The following is a 13,801-nucleotide window of genomic DNA, read 5'->3' as shown; positions in this document are numbered from 1 at the left end:
AAGCCCAGGGGGATTCCATCGCAGACGGTCTTATCCCTTCGCCCACTCGATAAACTCGGCCAGATGCTGTTTTTGCAGCGCGAGGCTCGGCAGGTGCACGTACATCATGTGCCCCGACTCATAGAACATTTCGCGGATATTGCCGCGCAGGCTGGGGGCGAGTTGCAGGTGGTCGAAGGTGTGGCGGGTCGCGTGATACGGCGTGGCGGCGTCGAAGTAGCCCGAGCCGACATAGACCTTGAGGTGCGGGTTCTGGTGCATGGCTTCGCGCAGCGTGTCGGACACCCGGACGTGCTGGTTCTCGAACTCGCGGAAGCTCCAGGGGCGTACCCGGCCCGTCAGCACCTCGTAGGGCAGGTCACTGGCGTAGCCCAGCTCGGCGCGGACATAGTGGTTCATGGCGGCGGTGTACGGCCCCATGATGGCGCTCATGCTGGGGTCGTACTCGGTGTCCTCGCCGGCGTGGTCGCGGTCCAGGCCGATGAACCGGGTGTCGAGGCGGCCCACCGTCAGGCCCTGGCCACGCAGCAGTTCCTTGCGGAAGCGGTGAAGCGGCACGCGCAGGTCGCAGCGCAGCACGTAGTCGGCGCTCAGGCCGGTCAGCGCGGCGTAGCGAGTGGCGACACTCTGGCGCTCCTCGTCACTCAGGCGACGGCCCCGGTGCAGGGCCAGAGCATAGTCCCCGTCGGCAAAGGCCTCGGCCTGGCGCAGCACGTCGGCCAGCGGGCGCTCTCCGAGCAGGCCGTGATACCAGGCCGTCGCCGCGTAGGTGGGCAGGTGCAGCACGTAGGCGAGGTCGTGCCCCGGCGAGGTGTCCACCGTCGCGTAGTCCAGAATACTGCTCACCAGCATCACGCCGTTCAGAAACAGGCCGTGCCGCTCCTGCAAATACCCGCTCAGCGCCGCCGCCCGCAGCGTGCCGTAGCTTTCGCCTATCAGGAACTTAGGACTCAGCCAGCGCCCGGCCCGGCTGGTCCACAGGCGAATGAAATCGCCCACCGATTCCACGTCGGCCTGAAAGCCGTGAAAGTCGCCGGGCTTTTCGCCCTCGGCGGCGCGGGAATAGCCGGTGGTTACGGGGTCAATGAACACGAGGTCGCTGTGGGTGAGCAGCGTGTACTCGTTGTCGGTGAGGGCGTAGGGCGGCCCGGTCAGTGCCCCGGCGTCACCCATCACCACCCGGCGCGGCCCGAGCAGCCCGAGGTGCAGCCACACCGAGGAACTGCCCGGCCCCCCGTTGAAACTGAAGGTCAGCGGGCGCTGCCGGGGGTCACGCGGCTCCCCCTCTGCCCCGTCGAGCGCGTAGGCAGTGAAAAACATCTCGGCGCGGGGCTTACAACCCTCGGACTTGCCGTCCTTGTCCAGCGATTCCTCGCCGAGCACCAGCGTGCCCGCCGTGACGGTGTAGCGCAGTTCCTGACCGCCCACCCTCACCGCGTGGCGGGTCACGGTCACCCGGTCACGCGGCTTGCGGTCGTCGCCGGGCTGCGGGTCACGCGGAAAAGGAACCTGAACGTCCACCTGGGCGTCCACACGGGGCGGCTCTGAATTGTCGCTCACCCCTTCACGATAGGGCGTGTGCCCGCCGGGCGGAGTACGCCACCTGGCTTAGCGAGTGGCGCCCGCTCAGGTCGGGTGCAGCCCCAGGAAGCCCAGCCCGGCGCGTTCGTCCCAGCCCTGCGCGACATTGAGCGACTGAATGGCGTGCCCCGCCGTGCCCTTGACGAGGTTGTCGATGGCCGACATCAGCACCACGCGCCCGGTGTCCACGTCCATCTCGAAGCCGATGTCGCAGAAGTTGGTGCCGTCGAGCAGCATGGGGTCGGGGTAACGGTGAATGCCCTTGGCGACCTTGACGATGCGGATAAACGGCTCCTGGCCGTAGACCTCGCGGTAGGCGCTCCACACGTCCTTGTCGGACCAGCCGTCGGGCACCCACGCCTGAATGGTGGTCAGGATGCCGCGCACGCGGGGGGTGGAAATGGCGGTGAGGTGCAGCGGAAACTTGCCGGGAAGCTCCTGCTGCGCCTCGGCGGTGTGGCGGTGGCCGACGGGCTTGTAGACGCGTAAGCTGCCCGCCCGCTCGGGGTGGTGCGACGATTCGGAGGCACTCGCGCCCGCCGCGCTTGAGCCGACCAGCCCGGTGGCGATGATGTCCTTGGGGGCGAGCGCTCCGAGCCTCAGCAGCGGGTAGAGCGCCAGAATCACCGACGTGGCAAAGCAGCCCGCGCAGGCGATGCGGGTGGCACCCCGCAGGTCCTCGCGGTGAAGTTCGGGGTTGCCGTAGACCCACTGCCCGAGCTGCTCGGGGGCTGGGTGCGGCTCGCCGTAGAAGCGCTCGTAGACCTCGGGATCTTTCAGGCGAAAGTCGGCGGAGAGGTCCACGATGACCTTCCCCTTCGCCTCGAATTCGGTAATCCGCTTCGCCGCCGAGTTGTGCGGCAGCGCCAGCACGATGATGTCGGCCTCTTCGAGTTCGGCGGCCTTGCGGAACTTGAGGTTGGTCGCCCCACGCAGGTTGGGGTGCACCATGCTCACGGGGAGTTTGGCGCTGCGTTCGCTGGTCACCTGCGTCACTTCGAGGTGGGGGTGGCCCAGGGCGAGGCGCAGGAATTCGCCGCCCGCGTAGCCGCTGCCGCCCACGATGGCGACGGTCTTTTTCTCGGTGCTCATGGGGAGGAGTGTAGTGGGTGGCGGGGGTTGGTGGGGGGGTGGGTCTAGGGAGCGTGGGCGGGAGCTGTGTATGGCATTGAAGCCCAGGCTTGAGCTTTTTGCCCCATCCCCCAGCCCCTTACCCCAGAGGGGCAAGGGGAGTTGACGTTGGCACTGGGCAAATGGCAGTGATGGCGCTTGGTCGGCGGCATTTCTCAGGTGCACGGGGTGGTCTGGACGCTGGTGATTTCTGCGGACGCGAGGCCCGTGCGCCTTCAGCGCCCGACGGCCCTGGCGTTCTGCGTTTCACGATTTTTCGGGTAGGCAACGTAAGTAAGAGCCATAGCCAAAGCATCTTTTGACCCTCTACCAAGAGGAGACTCGAAGAGCTGCGAAGCAGAGGGCCTTGCCGCAGGCAAGGGGTGAGGGGTCGCTTTCAACCGCACCTCCTCCCCCACCCTCTACACTCCCCCTCATGCTTTCGCTCACCGTTCTTTCGACCAGCCTCGACCCGGAGAGTCGCTCGGCGTGGCTGGCAGCGCTGACCGCGCGGCAGTTGCGGGAGGCCGGGCACCGCGTGACGCACCTCGACCTGCGGGAGACGCCGCTGGGGCCGTTCGACAACGTGCAGGGGCCGGGCGGCTGCTACGAGCACCCCAACGCGGGGACGTACTACGACGCGATTGCTGGGGCCGACGGCATTTTTCTGGCGGCGCCGGTCTACAACTGGGGGCTGGGGTCGGGCACGAAGGCGCTGATTGAACTCACGGGCAGTTCCGACGCCGAGCGCGGGCTGTACGGTGCGTGGTTCGACCAGCCGGTGACCTTCTTGATTTCGGGCGGACTGCCGGAGGGCTACCTCAGCCACGGAGCGCTCGCCTTTGGGCTGATGGTGGATTTCAAGTGCGTGGTGAACCCGCATTTCGTCTACGCGACCTCGGCCCACTGGGACGCGCCGGAAGTGCCGGGCGAGTGGCTGCGGGAGCGGCTGACACGCACGGTGGAGCGCGGCGTGGACCTCGCCGGGCGACTCAAGGGCCGTGACTACCGGAGCGTGTGGGAGCTGTGATGATGGGAGCTGTGACCACCCGCGCGCCCCTGCTGCCGCCCACCGAGAAGCCGCGCATCATCGTGGAGCACCCCGATTTCTACGTGGTCCACAAGCCCGCGCTGTGGCTGACCCACCCGGTGCGGGCGCGGGTGGACGTGCCGGACCTGCTGACCTTCATGCAGGCGGAAACGGGCGAAACGGACCTTGCGCCGCCGCACCGCCTCGACCGCGAAACGAGCGGGGCGCAACTGCTCACGCGCGACAGCGACGCCGCCCGCACCTTTTTCACCCTGTTCAAGACGCATCTCGTTGGCAAAACCTACCTCGCCATCGTGCACGGCGAGCCGGAGTGGGACCGCCGGACGCTCGACGCGCCGCTCGGCGACCTCGGCCTCGGCGGGGCCAACAAAATCCAGATTCGGCAGGCCGTCGTGCCGGACGGTAAGCCCGCCGTCACCGATTTCCGGGTGGTGGGCCGCCGCGCCGGGCACGCGCTCATCGAGTGTTACCCGCGCTCGGGGCGGCTGCACCAGATTCGGGCCCACCTCGCGCATCTCGGGCTGCCGATGGTCGGCGACAAGATTTACGGGCGCGACCCGCAGGTCTTTCTGGACTTCATGGAGCAGGGCCAGACCCCCGAACTGACCGCCCGGCTGGGGCTGCCGCGTCARGCGCTGCACGCCGCCCGTATCGCCTTTCCCTGGGCTGGGGCGCAGATGGCGGTGGAAGTGCCCCTCGCGCCGGATTTGGTGGCGTACTGGGAGGGGTTGGGGGGGTGAGGTTTCGGGGAGGTTGGTCTGGACGCCCCCTCTGCAAGCAGCTCTTCGAGTCACCCCTTTGCTAAAGCAAAGGCCCTCTCCCGCAAGGGGCGAGGGTCAGAAACGCGCTTCTGCTCTAGCCTTCTTTTTGCTGCCCCACACCAAACAGAAAAACGCAGAACGCCAGGGCCGTCGGGCGCTGAAGGCGCACGGGCCTGACACGACTTGGAAAATCCAGCCGTCCAGACCGCCCACGCAACTGTGGAACATCGTGAAACAAGCGCCATCACCGCCATTTGCACAGCGCCAGCGTTAAAGCCCCTGTCCCCGCTGGGGATAGGGGTTTGGGGTTGGGGCTCAAAGCTGAAGCCAAAGCCCAACCCATCAACCCCATCACTTCAGCGTCAAAAGCCGCAGCCCCCCCGTCCCATCCCCAATCAGCGCATGCTGCCCACTCGGCAACAACCTCGGCGCGTTCGCAAAGGCGGCGGGCAACACCCATTGCCCCAGCGGAGCGCCCGTGAGCACGTCACGCAGCTCCAGCACCAGCCACTCGGGCCCGACCGGCAACTGCACCAGCACCCGCGTCCGCTGGCGGTCGAACCCGGCGAGGACCGCGCCACCCGCCAGATACGCCGGCAGCGGCGTCGGCGTCCCCGATGGCAAGGCCAGGGCGCGGCCCCCGGCACCAACGAGCAGGCCCGGCACCGCCAGCTCACCCGAGCCATCCACCAGTGCGCCCAGCGGCTGCCCGGTGCTGGCGCTGATGAGGGTGGCACTCTTCTGGCCCAGGAAGTGGGGGAGGAACAGCTTGCCGTCGGGGCTAAACGCGAGGTTGAGCGGCACCCCCTTGCCCTTGACGGTGCTCAGGCGCTCGCGGGTGTCGAGGTTCCACAGTTGCGCGTAGCCGTTGCGGTTGCCCACCGCCAGCCGGGTGCCATCGGGGCTGAAGGCGAGGGCGCTCGTGCCGCTCAGCCCGGCGGATTTCAGGAAAAAGCGGTACACCGGGTCGGTGGTGGACAGCAGGCCGAGCCGCCCTTCGCCCGTCGCCGCCTCGGTCTGAATCGCCACCGCCAGCCAGCGCCCGTCGGGGCTGATGGCCGGGGCCACGTTCAGCAGCACTTCCGGGGGCAGGCGCACCGTGCGGCGCAGTTGGCCGCTGGCAGCGTCGTAGAGCTCCACAGCGTTCCCGCCCACCCCGCGCACCGCCAGAAGCGCCCCCTGGGGGTTCCCCGGCGTTCCGGCGAGCGCGTCAGGGGCCACGCCCAGCACTTCCAGCCGCTCCGAGCCGATGGGAATCAGGTTGAGCGACGACAGCGAGGACAGCAGCGACGCGGGCAGGCCCGATGGCGCCGGGGCCGCTGCCGGCAGCGCATTGACCGGCAGCGCCGGCACCGAGCGGGCCGAAGGCAGGGTGCGGACGGCGGGCGCACTCTGGGCCGCAGCACCAGGCCAGCCCGCGCTGCCGGCCAGGAGCGCCAGCATCCCGAGCGCCAGGCGCGGCAGGCGAAAAGGCGAGGCGGCGGAAGGCGAACAGGCGGGCCACTGACACGGCGACTGACACAGCGACTGGGAAACTGGCATACGCTTACAAAGTACGCCCTAGAACGCGCCGGCGCATCCGCCCCCCCAGCGCTTTAAACTGCGGAGCATATGCACAAACTGCAATGTCGGGGTAAGAACCGCTTCGGCCCCCCTGGAGGTGCCCCTTGGGCAGTTATCTGATTCGCCGCCTGTTGCGCACGCTGCTCGTCATGCTGGGCATCAGCCTGCTGGTGTTTACCTTCGTGCGCCTGATTCCGGGTGGCCCCTGCACCGCCATTCTGGGCGAGCGCGGCACCCCCGAATCCATCGCCGCGTGCAACCATGACCGCGGGTTTGACCGGCCCTGGTTCTTCAACGCGGGCGGCGAGGGCGGGGCGCTCAACGCGCAGTACCCCGAGTACATGGCCGGGCTGCTGCGCGGCGACCTCGACAAGAGCATCATCACCCAGATTCCGGTCAAGGAAGACCTCAAGACGCGCTTTCCCGCCACGGTGGAACTCGCCTTCGCCGCGCTGATTTTCGCGCTGCTCGTGGGCCTGCCTGCCGGCATTATCGCGGCGCTGCGGCGCAACAGCCTCTGGGACAACCTCGCCACCACCATCAGCCTGATCGGGGTGAGTATGCCGGTGTTCTGGCTGGGGCTGCTGCTCTCGTACTTTTTCGGGGTCAAGCTCGGCTGGCTGCCGCCGAGTGCGCGCCTGGGCACCGAGTTCGATCTGCAATCAATCACCGGCATGAACGTGCTCGACGGCCTGCTGCGCGGTCAGCCTGCCGCCGCCTGGGACGCCGCCAAACACCTCGTGCTGCCGGCAATCGCGCTGGGCACCATTCCGCTCGCCATCATCGCCCGCATCACGCGCTCGAGCCTGCTCGACGTGCTGGGGCAGGATTATGTCCGCACCGCCCGTGCCAAGGGCCTGAGCGCCCGCAACATCACGCTCAAGCACGCCCTCAGAAACGCGCTGCTGCCCATCGTGACGGTCATCGGCCTGCAAATCGGCGGGCTGCTCGGCGGCGCGGTGCTCACCGAAACGATTTTCTCGTGGAACGGCGTGGGCTCGTGGCTCTACGACGCCATCAGCGCCCGCGACTTTTTCGTGATTCAGGGCGGCGTGATTTTTATCGCGCTGGTGATCAGTCTGGTCAACCTGCTCGTCGACCTCAGCTACGCGGCGCTCGACCCGCGCATTCAGTACAGGTGAACCCATGACCGCAACCGTGACTTCCACCCCCCCGCGCCGGGGCCAGAGCATCTTCTGGCGACGCTTTCGCCGCAGCACGCCCGGCAAAGTCGGGGCCATCATCGTGGCGCTGTTCGTACTGCTCGCGCTGCTCGCGCCGGTCCTGCGGCCCTATGACCCCACCACCGACCGCAACTACCGCCTCAACCTCAAGCCGCCGAGCATCACCGCGCTGTGGGACGCGGGGGCAAAAGAAACCTACACCGACCCGGCCACCGGCAAGGTCAACCTGTGGGCCGCGCCCTTCGGCACCGACAACCTGGGCCGCGACATCTACGCCCGCGTGCTGCACGGCACCCGCATCAGCCTCAAGGTCGGGGTGGTCAGCACGCTGCTCGCGCTGGTCATCGGCACGCTGCTCGGCGTGATGGCGGGCTTTTTCGGCGGCTGGTTCGACTCGGTGATGGGCTACCTCACCGACGTGCTGCTCGCCTTCCCCAGCATCCTGCTCGCCATCGGCTTTGCCACCATCTTCAGCTCGGACCACCCGCCGCTGCTCATCAAAGGGCTCGACCGGCTCTTTGCGCTGAACAGCCCGCAGCTCGTGACCGCCATGCTCGCGGTGTCGCTGGTGCAGATTCCGGTGTATATGCGACTGGCGCGCTCGGTGGTCCTGAGCATCCGCGAGCGCGAGTTCGTGCAGGCGGCGGGAGCGCTCGGCGCGAGCCAGTGGCGAATGGTGTTCAAGCATGTGCTGCCCAACTCGCTCTCGCCGCTCATCGTGCAGGGCGCCCTGAGCATCGCCACCGCCACCATCGAAGTCGCCGCGCTCGGCTTCCTCGGCATCGGGGCGCAGCCCCCGCTGCCTGAGTGGGGCACCATGATTTCGGACTCGCGCCAGTACTACGTGGACGCGCCCTGGACCATGATTTTCCCCGGCCTCGCCATCTTCCTGACGGTGCTCGGTTTCAACCTGCTCGGCGACGGCCTGCGCGACGTGCTCGACCCCCGCAGCACGCAGTAACAGCAGCAACGAAATAGAGAGGGGCGGCCCCGCGTATTGGCCGCCCCTCTCCTTTTCTCTCTTTGCCTGCGTTCAGCCTCGCGCCCCGCTCCCGGTCATCAGCAGGCCCAGGCCCGTTTCGGTGGCCTCGCTCGCGGCGACTTCGCCGGCAATCTGGCCCTCGAACATCACCAGAATGCGGTCGGCGAGGTTCATCACTTCGCCGAGGTCGGCGGAAATAAGCAGCACCGCGAGGCCCTGGTCGCGCGCCTCCACGATGCGGGCGTGGATGAATTCGATGGCGCCGATGTCCACCCCGCGCGTGGGCTGGCTGGCGACCAGAATCTTTGGCCCTTTGCGCATCTCGCGGGCGACGATGATTTTCTGCGCGTTGCCGCCCGAGTAGCGCCCGGCAGGCAGCGAGGTGGAGCGCGGGCGCACGTCGTACTGCTCGGAGAGTTCGCGGGCATTCTGCTCGATCACGTCGAGCCGCAGCAGGCCCAGCGGTCCGGCGAAGGGGGCGCGGTCCTGCTCGCCCAGAATGAAGTTCTCGGCGGTGGACATTTCCAGCACCAGCCCACGCTCATTGCGGTCTTCGGGGACGTGCGAGAGGCCCGACGCTTCGACCTCGCGCACGCCCCGCGCTTCGCGGCCCAGGTAGGTGATGCGGCCCTGGTACGGCAGCAGCCCGGTAATCGCCTCGACGAGTTCGCTCTGGCCGTTGCCTTCCACGCCCGCGATGCCCACGATTTCCCCAGCGCGAACCTGAAAACTGACATCGCGCACGGCTTCGGCATGGCCGCCATGCCCACCGTTTTCGCCGCGCACCGTCACGTTCTGCACGTCGAGTGCGACTTCGCCGGGCTGCGCGGGGCGCTTGTCCACCCGCAGCGACACGTCGCGGCCCACCATCATCTTCGCCAGTGTCTCGGTGGTCGCGCCCGCCGCCGGGATAGAACCGATCATCTTGCCGTCACGGATGACCGAAATGGTGTCGGAGATGTGCAGCACCTCGTGCAGCTTGTGCGAAATGAAAATCACCGCGTTGCCGCTCGCCGCGTACTGGTTTTTCAGGAAGTCGAACAGTTCGTCGGTTTCCGAAGGGGTCAGCACCGCCGTCGGCTCGTCCAGAATCAGGATGCGGGCTCCCCGGTAGAGCGTCTTGAGAATCTCCACCTTCTGCTGGAGGCCCACCGGCAGGTCGCCCACCCGCGCGTCGGGGTTGAGGTCGAAGTTGAACTGCCGGATCAGTTCGGCCACCCGCGCCCGCGCCGCGCCGTAGTTGATGGAGGTGCCCTGGGTCGGCTCGGCGCCCAGAATCACGTTCTCGGTGACGGTCAGGGTGTCCACGAGTTGAAAGTGCTGAAACACCATGCCGATGCCCTGGGCAATCGCGTCGGCGGGGCTGGCGAAGCTCACCGGCTGCCCGTCCACCACGATTTCGCCGCTGGTCGGCGGCTGGGCGCCGTAGACGATTTTCATCAGGGTGCTTTTGCCCGCGCCGTTTTCACCGCACAGGGCGTGGACGCTGCCCCACTTCACGTCCAGCGAAATGTCGTCGTTGGCGAGCACCAGCGGAAAGCGTTTGGTGATGCCGCGCAGCGACAGGGCCACCGGCGAGGCGTGGGCATGGGCGAGCGTGGGTGCGGGGGCGGTCATGGGGGCAGGATAGAGGATGACCGGCGGGGCGAGCGGGGCAGACCCCAAAAACTGCCACACTGCGGCGTATGGACTCCCTGTGGTTGGCAATCACTTCCCTGGGCCGCGACGAGGTCTTTCTCGTGGTGCTCAGCCTCTACACCTTGCTCGTGAGTCCGCGTGGCGGGCGCGACCTCGGCGTGGCCTTCGCGCTGAGTTATCTGGTGAACTCGGCGCTCAAGTACGGGCTGAACCTGCCCCGGCCCTTTACCGACGACCCGGCGCTCGCCTCCGCAGCGGCGCGGGCCACGGCGGGCGGCCCCGGCCTGCCGAGCGGCCACGCGCAGATGAGCGCCACCCTCTGGCTCGGCATCGCGGCGCAGGTGCGGCGGCCCGCGTTCACGCTGTTCGCGGCGGTGCTCGTCGCGCTGATCATCGCCTCGCGCCTCGTGCTGCACGTCCATTTTCCGTCGGACGTGGTGGTGGGCCTGCTGCTCGGCCTCGCCTTCGCGTATTTGGGGACGCACGGCCAGTTCAACCAGCAAGGTGCCGGGCGCTGGGCCATTCCACTGGTGCTGCTGGCGCTGAGTGCCTTGCTGCCCGCCGGTACGCCCCGCGAGTACAGCGCCGGACTGGGCCTGCTCGCCGGGTACTGGGCCGGACGAGCTGACTTTGCCCCGCCGCATGACTGGGCCGGACGGCTGGTCGTGGGCGTGCTCGGCCTCGTGCTGATTTTCGCCGTCTACCTGGGCCTGGGCGCGGCGCTGGGTGCTCTGGGGCACTCGCCGCTGCTGCGGGCGCTGCGGTACGCCGCCGTGGTGCTCGTCGCGCTGCACGGGGTGCCGCTGCTGCTGGGGCGCTGGCTGCCGCATACCGCATCAGGCATCTGGGACACCAAGCAAAAGGAGCCGCAGCCGGGGCTGTAGCTCCTGTTTGTTCAGGTGGCCGGATGCCGGTTTATTTCTCGTCTTCGGCCTTCACCCAGCGTGTGCCGAGCAATGCCGGGCCGACCGGCTGCGGGGCCTTGGGCGGGTAGGCGGCGCGGTGGGCGGTGCGCAGGACGGTCTGCACTTCGGCGTCGCTCAGGACGCCCTTTTTCTCCAGCAGTGTCAGCAGGGCGAGGTTGAGTTTGCGCAGGTACTCGACTTCGCTGCGCAGGTCGGGTTCGGGCTTGGTCATGTCCGGCAGCATACCGATTTCCCCATGCAGTAACGGTTTCGCAGTTGGGACACCTTCCGGAGTGCCCCCTAAAGGGGGAAAAGGCGGTGGTATGCTCTAAAGGTCTAACGCAGGTGATGCGGCGCCGGGCGCACCCATCACGAGACATGGCAAAGCGGCTTTCCACCTTCCTGGGGGAGTGGGGGGCCGGGCAATGAGGGAGGACTGAGGAATGTACAAAGGGAGAGAAGGGCAGTGGGCCTTCCTGCTGCACCGCCTGTCTGGACTGGCGATTCTGCTGTACCTGATGCTGCACGTGTTCAGCATCGGGTCGGTGATCTTGGGCGAAGAGTTTTACATGCGTATTCACCATGTCTATGACCTGGGCATCTTCCGCGTCGGCTTGATTGCGGTGGTCGCGGGCGTTGTGTACCACGCCTTCAACGGCCTGCGCATCATCGTGATGGACTTTGCGGGTGCGGGCGTGGCGTATCAGCGCCAGATGTGGTACGGCGTGCTGGCGATTACGGCGCTGGCGACCCTCTACGCGGCCTGGGCACAGTTTCCGCGCATACTGGGAGGCTACTGATGATTAAGGCCCGCACACTCAGCGACGCCCGGCAGCAGTCGCACTCCAACGCCGAGCTGAACTGGTGGATTTTCATGCGCATCAGCGGCCTGATTCTGGTCTTCCTGGTGCTGGGACACATCTACATGACCTTTATCCAGGTCAGCGAGGCCGACGCCACCTACGTCGCGGTCGTCAACAAGCTCAGCAACCCCGCCTGGAAGTTCTACGACTGGCTGATTCTGGCCCTCGCCCTGCTGCACGGGGCCAACGGCGCGCGCTACTCCATCGAGGACTACGTGCGGACCCGGCCTGACCGTGCCTGGATCAAGGGCACCTTCTACACCGTGATCGCCCTGCTGTTTGCTTTCGGCACAGTGGGTCTCTTTTCCCTCTGAGCCCCGCTGGCGACGTTGCCGGCTGAGGCGACATTCAGAGCACCACATCTTCTGAGAGAGGAACATTCATGCATCATCGTTATGACGTGATCGTCGTAGGGGCAGGCGGCGCCGGGCTGATGTCGGCGCTGTACGCGGCCAAGGGCGGCGTCTCCGTCGCCTGCATTTCCAAGCTCTATCCCACGCGCTCGCACACTGGCGCGGCGCAGGGCGGGATCGGCGCGGCGCTCGGCAACATCCAGGAAGACCACTGGGAATGGCACATGTTCGATACCATCAAGGGGGGCGATTACCTGACCGACCAGGACGCCGCCGAGGTGTTCAGTAAGGACATCATCGAAGTGGTCTACGAGCTCGAGCACATGGGCCTGCCCTTCTCGCGCACGCCCGAAGGCAAAATCGCGCAGCGCAAGTTCGGCGGCCACACCCGCGACTTCGGCAAGGCCGCCGTGGAGCGCTCGTGCTACGCCAAGGACCGCACCGGCCACATGATCCTTCAGACCCTGTACCAACAGAACGTGAAGGCCGGGACACTGTTTTTCAACGAGTTCCACGTCACCGACCTGATTATCGAAGACGGGCGCTGCCGCGGCGTGGTTGCCTATGACCTCGCGACCGGCGAGCTGCACACCTTCCATGCCAAGGCCGTGATTCTGGCGGCGGGCGGCTACGGGCGCGTGTTCAAGATCACCTCCAACGCCCTGACGCTGACCGGCGACCTGATGAGCATCTACTACCGCAAGGGCCTGCCCCTGCAGGACATGGAGTTCTACCAGTTCCACCCCACCGGGCTGGCCAAACTGGGCATTCTGGTCACGGAAGGCATTCGCGGCGAAGGCGGCATCCTACGCAACTCCAACGGCGAACGCTTCATGGAACGCTACGCGCCGACCATCAAGGACCTCGCGCCGCGTGACATCGTGGCCCGTTCCATGACCACCGAAATCCGCGAAGGGCGCGGCGTGGGCAAAGACAAGGACGCGATCCATATCGACCTGACCCACCTGCCGCGCGAAGTGATCGAGGGCAAGCTCGCCGAGATCACCGACCTCGCGCGCACTTACCTGGGCCAGGACCCGGTCAAGGACCTCGTGATGGTGCAGCCGACCGCGCACTACGCGATGGGCGGGATTCCCACCGACCTCAACGGGCTGTGCCTCAGCGACGGCAACGGCGGCTCTATCGAGGGGCTGTACGCGGCGGGCGAGCAGGCCTGCGTGTCGCTGCACGGCGCCAACCGCCTGGGCACCAACAGCCTGGGTGACCTCGTGGTGTTCGGTCGCCGCGCCGGGCGCTACGCCGCCGAGTACGCCAAGCAGGTCGAGTACGCCGAGATGCCCGAAAACGCCGAGGCCGAAAGCCGGCGCGTGTTCGACGATCTGCGCGCGGCCAGCGGCAAGGACAACGCCGCCGCCATCCGCAAGGAGCTGCAGGAAACGATGATGCGCAACGTGGGCATCTTCCGCAACGGCCCCGACATGGCCAAGCAGGTCGAGATCATCAAGGAACTCAAGACCCGCTACAAGAACGTCGGCGTGTCGGACACCAACGCCCGCTACAACTCCGAACTGGTGGAGGCGCTCGAACTCGGGTTCATGCTCGACTGCGCCGAAGCGATGGCGAGCAGCGCCGTGAACCGCACCGAGTCACGCGGGGCCCACGACCGCGAGGACTTCCATCAGCGCGACGACGTGAACTGGCTCAAGCACACCATGGCCTACCGGGACATGAACAACCCCGGCAACGTGCTGATCGGCTACAAGGACGTGGCCCTCAAGGGCTTCACGCGCTCCTTCGAGCCCAAGCCCCGCGTCTACTGACGGCGGAGGGGCCAAGCGTGCCTGCTCTC

Annotated in this window: 13 protein-coding genes; 8 read left to right on the top strand and 5 right to left on the bottom strand. The window is 67.0% G+C overall.

All coding sequences use genetic code 11. From position 1 onward, the window contains the following. Positions 1–30: 30 nt before the first annotated feature. A complete protein-coding gene (locus DR_RS04980) occupies positions 31–1,560 on the bottom strand; it encodes a S10 family peptidase (RefSeq protein WP_197480502.1) in 1,530 nt (509 codons plus the stop codon). A 66-nt stretch (positions 1,561–1,626) separates the two neighbouring features. Next, positions 1,627–2,673 (bottom strand): N-acetyl-gamma-glutamyl-phosphate reductase, encoded by a 1,047-nt coding sequence (argC, locus tag DR_RS04975; protein ID WP_010887608.1) that lies wholly within the window; start codon positions 2,671–2,673, stop codon positions 1,627–1,629. 454 nt (positions 2,674–3,127) lie between these two features. Here argC and DR_RS04970 point away from each other — a divergent pair, with 454 nt between their 5' ends. Together DR_RS04970 and DR_RS04965 are read left to right on the top strand one after the other, a co-directional pair. Then, the gene (locus tag DR_RS04970) at positions 3,128–3,721 is read left to right on the top strand and encodes an NADPH-dependent FMN reductase (protein ID WP_027479672.1); all 594 of its coding nucleotides are present in this window, start codon (positions 3,128–3,130) and stop codon (positions 3,719–3,721) included. Then, the gene (locus DR_RS04965; RefSeq protein WP_227086010.1) at positions 3,721–4,482 is read left to right on the top strand and encodes an RluA family pseudouridine synthase; all 762 of its coding nucleotides are present in this window, start codon (positions 3,721–3,723) and stop codon (positions 4,480–4,482) included. The genes DR_RS04970 and DR_RS04965 overlap by 1 nt, the downstream gene beginning before the upstream one ends. 372 nt (positions 4,483–4,854) lie before the next feature. On the opposite strand, the gene DR_RS04960 is transcribed toward DR_RS04965, so the two are convergent. Then, a complete protein-coding gene (locus tag DR_RS04960; RefSeq protein ID WP_010887605.1) occupies positions 4,855–6,045 on the bottom strand; it encodes a WD40 repeat domain-containing protein in 1,191 nt (396 codons plus the stop codon). A 125-nt stretch (positions 6,046–6,170) separates the two neighbouring features. On the opposite strand from DR_RS04960, the gene DR_RS04955 reads away from it, so the two are divergent. Both DR_RS04955 and DR_RS04950 read left to right on the top strand, forming a co-directional pair. Beyond that, positions 6,171–7,208, top strand: coding sequence for an ABC transporter permease (locus tag DR_RS04955; protein ID WP_010887604.1), 1,038 nt, complete (start codon positions 6,171–6,173; stop codon positions 7,206–7,208). A 4-nt stretch (positions 7,209–7,212) separates the two neighbouring features. After that, positions 7,213–8,211, top strand: a complete 999-nt coding sequence (locus DR_RS04950) for an ABC transporter permease (protein ID WP_010887603.1) — start codon at positions 7,213–7,215, stop codon at positions 8,209–8,211. A 72-nt stretch (positions 8,212–8,283) separates the two neighbouring features. On the opposite strand, the gene DR_RS04945 is transcribed toward DR_RS04950, so the two are convergent. Continuing rightward, positions 8,284–9,849 (bottom strand): ABC transporter ATP-binding protein, encoded by a 1,566-nt coding sequence (locus DR_RS04945; protein WP_010887602.1) that lies wholly within the window; start codon positions 9,847–9,849, stop codon positions 8,284–8,286. Positions 9,850–9,917: 68 nt separating this feature from the next. Here DR_RS04945 and DR_RS04940 point away from each other — a divergent pair, with 68 nt between their 5' ends. Continuing rightward, entirely contained in the window at positions 9,918–10,754 is an 837-nt protein-coding gene (locus DR_RS04940; protein WP_051618859.1) for a phosphatase PAP2 family protein, read from the top strand. A gap of 31 nt (positions 10,755–10,785) precedes the next feature. On the opposite strand, the gene DR_RS04935 is transcribed toward DR_RS04940, so the two are convergent. Further along, the gene (locus DR_RS04935) at positions 10,786–11,007 is read right to left on the bottom strand and encodes a hypothetical protein (protein WP_227086009.1); all 222 of its coding nucleotides are present in this window, start codon (positions 11,005–11,007) and stop codon (positions 10,786–10,788) included. 211 nt (positions 11,008–11,218) lie between these two features. Here DR_RS04935 and sdhC point away from each other — a divergent pair, with 211 nt between their 5' ends. The 3 genes from sdhC to sdhA all read left to right on the top strand — a co-directional run bounded on the left by sdhC (position 11,219) and on the right by sdhA (position 13,772). Further along, complete coding sequence (gene sdhC / locus DR_RS04930; RefSeq protein ID WP_010887599.1) at positions 11,219–11,575, top strand: succinate dehydrogenase, cytochrome b556 subunit; 357 nt, start codon at positions 11,219–11,221, stop codon at positions 11,573–11,575. Further along, positions 11,575–11,952, top strand: coding sequence for a succinate dehydrogenase hydrophobic membrane anchor subunit (locus tag DR_RS04925; RefSeq protein ID WP_010887598.1), 378 nt, complete (start codon positions 11,575–11,577; stop codon positions 11,950–11,952). The genes sdhC and DR_RS04925 overlap by 1 nt, the downstream gene beginning before the upstream one ends. A gap of 68 nt (positions 11,953–12,020) precedes the next feature. Further along, a complete protein-coding gene (gene sdhA / locus DR_RS04920) occupies positions 12,021–13,772 on the top strand; it encodes a succinate dehydrogenase flavoprotein subunit (RefSeq protein WP_010887597.1) in 1,752 nt (583 codons plus the stop codon). Positions 13,773–13,801 lie beyond the last annotated feature (29 nt).

This window comes from Deinococcus radiodurans R1 = ATCC 13939 = DSM 20539, assembly GCF_000008565.1.
GTDB lineage: Bacteria > Deinococcota > Deinococci > Deinococcales > Deinococcaceae > Deinococcus > Deinococcus radiodurans.
Note: the sequence above shows the minus strand (reverse complement) of the source record. Positions and strands in the feature narration are given on the sequence as shown.

Coding starts and splice junctions, on each gene's coding strand:
- argC (WP_010887608.1), bottom strand. CDS start 2,673: ATGAGCACCGAGAAAAAGACCGTCGCCATCGTGGGCGGCAGCGGCTAC.
- DR_RS04970 (WP_027479672.1), top strand. CDS start 3,128: ATGCTTTCGCTCACCGTTCTTTCGACCAGCCTCGACCCGGAGAGTCGC.
- DR_RS04960 (WP_010887605.1), bottom strand. CDS start 6,045: ATGCCAGTTTCCCAGTCGCTGTGTCAGTCGCCGTGTCAGTGGCCCGCC.
- DR_RS04950 (WP_010887603.1), top strand. CDS start 7,213: ATGACCGCAACCGTGACTTCCACCCCCCCGCGCCGGGGCCAGAGCATC.
- DR_RS04945 (WP_010887602.1), bottom strand. CDS start 9,849: ATGACCGCCCCCGCACCCACGCTCGCCCATGCCCACGCCTCGCCGGTG.
- DR_RS04940 (WP_051618859.1), top strand. CDS start 9,918: ATGGACTCCCTGTGGTTGGCAATCACTTCCCTGGGCCGCGACGAGGTC.
- DR_RS04935 (WP_227086009.1), bottom strand. CDS start 11,007: ATGACCAAGCCCGAACCCGACCTGCGCAGCGAAGTCGAGTACCTGCGC.
- sdhC (WP_010887599.1), top strand. CDS start 11,219: ATGTACAAAGGGAGAGAAGGGCAGTGGGCCTTCCTGCTGCACCGCCTG.
- DR_RS04925 (WP_010887598.1), top strand. CDS start 11,575: ATGATTAAGGCCCGCACACTCAGCGACGCCCGGCAGCAGTCGCACTCC.
- sdhA (WP_010887597.1), top strand. CDS start 12,021: ATGCATCATCGTTATGACGTGATCGTCGTAGGGGCAGGCGGCGCCGGG.